This window comes from Arthrobacter sp. Y3223164, from assembly GCF_059091005.1.
Window position 1 is genome coordinate 1 of record NZ_JBNHGF010000364.1, and the last position, 2,701, is coordinate 2,701.

The window sequence follows — 2,701 nt, forward strand, 5'->3', positions numbered from 1 at the left end:
GTTGACCGCCGCCAGCGCCGTCGCCTTCACCCGCTCCCGCCGGACCGAAGCCGTGACGCTGCGGGCCATGGGCTGGAACCGGCGGCGCATCCGTTCCTGGTTCCTGAACGAGCTGCTGGTCGGCGGCGTCGCCGTGCTGGTGGTAGCCGTCGTGGCCAGCGCCATCAGCCGCAGCGCCGTGACGCTGTGGGTGTCGCTGATCGCGCTGGTCGTCTACGGTGCCTCCGCCTTCATCTCCGCCGCCATGCTCAAGCCGCACCCGGCGAAGGACGTCGAACCGTCCGGGGCGGCCGGCGTGCCGTCGGTGAAGACCCCGCTGCAGTTCGCCGCCCGCCAGCTGAGCACCAACCGGTTCAACACCGTGGCCATCGCGTTGGGCGTCGCGGTGCTCGGGGCCGCGGCCGGAGCCCTGATGGCGGTGCTGGCCGACATTCCGCGGGCAGCCGGCAGCACGGCGCTCGGTTCGCTGGCCGCCGCACAGCTGAGCGGCCTGAACATCGCGCTGGCGCTGCTCGGCGTGGTCACGGCGCTGTTGCTGGCGCTGATGACCACCCGGTTCGAGGCGCGCCGCAAGCGCGAACAGTTTGCCATCCTCGGCGCCATGGGTTGGACGCCCACGCTGCTGCTGCAGGCCCGCCGCGGCGAGGCCGGCATCACCGCCGCCGTCGCCCTGCCGCTGGCGGTCATCGGCGCCGTCGTGACCGCCCTGTTTATTGCACCGCATACCGCGGTGTGGGCCGCTGCCGCTGGCATCGCGGCCGTGCTCCTTTGGTTTGTTTTGATGACAAGGACCCGGAAATGATCGAAGAACCCCTGACCCGCGCCGCCACCAAGGAGCGCACCGCCGACCATGCCATGCCGGTGGAGCTGCGGGGCATCACCATCCGGTACGACGGCGGTGCCGAGCCGCTCGTGATTGCCGACGACTTCGACCTCGGCCTGGAAGCCGGCACCATGCACTGTCTGGCCGGCCGCAGCGGCTCCGGCAAGACCAGCATCCTCACCGTGGCCGCCGGGCTGCAGCAGCCCACGGCCGGCGAGGTGTTCTGGCAGGGCGACGCCCTCAGCGCCATGGATGACGACGAGATCTCCGACCGCCGCCGGGCCCTGATCGGCTACGTGGACCAGGGCGGCGCGCTGATCGACGGCATGAGCGCGCTGGAGAACGTCCTGCTGCCGGCCGTGCCCGACGGCAAGGTGGAAGAGCGCACCGAGATGGCCAAGGACCTGCTGGACCTGGTCGGGCTGGGCCGCCGCATGCGCCACCGTCCGGGCCAGCTCTCCGGCGGCGAACGCCAGCGGGTGGCCATCGCCCGGGCGCTGATCCTGGGCACCAAGGTCCTGGTCGTGGACGAGCCCACCGCCAACCTGGACCGCGAACAGGCCAACAAGATCATCCACATCCTGAAGGACACCACCAAGGACGGCATTGCCGTGCTCGTGGCGTCCCACGACCAGGAACTCATCAAGGCCGCGGACAGCAGCACCCGGATGAACTAGGCGCTCACGGCCCCTGATCTGGAGACGAGGTCAGGGGTCAGCGTCCAGATCACCGGTTATAGCCCCTGATCTGGCAGCCAAAGGGGGATCTGGTGGATGGCGTCCGCTCCCGCCGTCTGGCCTGAGGCCTTGCGAACCGCCTCGTTGTACTTCCGGACCAAACGCTGCCTGAGCGCATCATCGTCGTCGAGATGGCTCCATCGGACACGGACGATCGTCCAGCCGTCTTCCATCAGACGAGTCTCCCGCTTCCGCTCGTCCAGAATCACTTGGTCCGTGGGGTGATAGGCGCGGTACTTGCTGTCGCCATCGAACTCGAAGATGAGCTTCAGTGCCGGCCAAGCGAAGTCAGCGCGATAAGTGCCCTCCGCCGTCCTGATCTCGTGTTGAAGTACCGGCGGCGGGAAGTTCCAACTGCGCAGTCTCAGCCGCAATCTGGTCTCACCCGCCGATTCGGACCGCCCATCGACGGTGTCGAGCACTTGCCGGACGCGTGTCAGGAAGCGTGATCTGGGGGCGGCGTCCGCCAATTCATGCATCCGTTCGAGGCTCGCACCGAGCTGGAGGGCCGAATCGGCGATGACCACGGCGGGCTCGAACTGCAGCGACCGCGCGCAGTCCAGGACCGTCCGCTCGCGGGATGTGACGCGGATGCCCCCGTACAGGATCCGCACGTCTCGGTCCGGAACCTGATGGGTGTGCCGTACCACCCCCGTTCCAGCGGACTTCTCGCCACGGCGGCCGCGCTGGATCACATGGATTTCAGGCGGCGCGTTCCAGATGTGCAGGCCCCACAGCCGTGCGGCCGAAGCATGGCTGTAAACAAGGTTGCCGTCGGAAGCCGCGTGGTGGGCTTTAATCATCAGCACCTGCTGGTCCCACGGTTTTTGCGCCCGCCAGTATTCCTCCGAGATGTAGATGCCGCGCCGCAGGCGGTGCAGGATCCTGCGGCGCACGGCGGCAGTAATCTGGCGTTCCTCGATCCCGTGTTCGCGCAGTTCCCGGTAGCTGACTAGCCGGTCAATGCGACATTTCTGTCCGAGACTGCCGATGAGTTCGTCCATCGGACCAACGTGCCCCAACTCCCGCCCGCCGTCGATCCCGGCGGCCCATCTGTGGATAAAGCACGACGGCGGCGCACCTCGCCTGGCGGCGCTGCCGCCGCCCTCGACGGCTGCCTCGCCTCGCCGGGTGTGGCACT

At 68.3% G+C, this 2,701-nt stretch carries 2 protein-coding genes and 1 pseudogene; 2 read left to right on the forward strand and 1 reads right to left on the reverse strand.

Features of this window, described 5'->3' with window-relative positions; all coding sequences use genetic code 11:
• Positions 1-802: pseudogene (locus tag AC5RUJ_RS14090) on the forward strand (ABC transporter permease); the annotation flags it as partial.
• Positions 799-1,500: an ABC transporter ATP-binding protein gene (locus AC5RUJ_RS14095; RefSeq protein WP_494000030.1), complete on the forward strand. Its 702-nt coding sequence runs from the start codon at positions 799-801 to the stop codon at positions 1,498-1,500. The pseudogene AC5RUJ_RS14090 and the gene AC5RUJ_RS14095, both read left to right, overlap by 4 nt.
• Before the next feature lie 56 nt (positions 1,501-1,556).
• Here AC5RUJ_RS14095 and AC5RUJ_RS14100 read toward each other — a convergent pair whose 3' ends face one another.
• On the reverse strand, positions 1,557-2,564 hold the full coding sequence (locus AC5RUJ_RS14100) for a hypothetical protein (protein ID WP_494128145.1): 1,008 nt from the start codon (positions 2,562-2,564) through the stop codon (positions 1,557-1,559).
• Between the last annotated feature and the right edge of the window lie 137 nt (positions 2,565-2,701).

Bases quoted from the DNA above. Each gene is read 5' to 3' on its own strand.
- AC5RUJ_RS14100 (WP_494128145.1), bottom strand. From the start codon at position 2,564: ATGGACGAACTCATCGGCAGTCTCGGACAGAAATGTCGCATTGACCGG.
- AC5RUJ_RS14095 (WP_494000030.1), top strand. From the start codon at position 799: ATGATCGAAGAACCCCTGACCCGCGCCGCCACCAAGGAGCGCACCGCC.